We start from the raw sequence: 378 nt of genomic DNA, 5'->3' as shown, positions 1-378 counted from the left end.
GTGGCAAAATCCTCTACCGTGAATCCGACATCGAAAGGATGCTTGCTGACGGCTATCGCTCTGCTTACCGACAGACGGCAACCTGATTTTCTTGAAGGAGCGCAGTTTGCCGTCTGCTCTATGGTTGCGGAGCAACGGACTCTCGGCAAAAAGAGAAAGGAACGGCTTACGGACGGAGCATCAAAATTCCGCTTCGTCTGTAAGTCGCTCCTCTCTTCTTTCTTCTGATTTCCCGCCAGTCGCTCGCTTGTTTCCGTTGCCGGATGCTCTTCAAGCGAGTGGCAGGCAATGACAAGGTTTTCGGGTTGAATACGCTCAAACTCGTTTGAGGAAGATTCTGCCCGAAACGGCTCTGCCGCCCGACCTTGCCGCTGCCAT

At 53.4% G+C, this 378-nt stretch carries 1 protein-coding gene and 1 pseudogene; one reads left to right on the top strand and one right to left on the bottom strand.

The features are described 5' to 3' along the window. A pseudogene (locus E5355_RS20085) lies at nt 1–86 on the top strand (DNA-binding protein); the annotation flags it as partial. A gap of 80 nt (nt 87–166) precedes the next feature. On the opposite strand, the gene E5355_RS19715 reads toward E5355_RS20085, so the two are convergent. Then, on the bottom strand, nt 167–378 hold a 212-nt coding region (locus E5355_RS19715), incomplete at its 5' end, for a hypothetical protein (protein ID WP_136011575.1).

Origin of the sequence: Bacteroides muris (ex Afrizal et al. 2022) (genome assembly GCF_004793475.1) — a bacterium.
Classification (GTDB): Bacteria; Bacteroidota; Bacteroidia; order Bacteroidales; family Bacteroidaceae; genus Bacteroides; species Bacteroides muris.
This window is presented reverse-complemented; position numbering and strand designations above follow the sequence as displayed.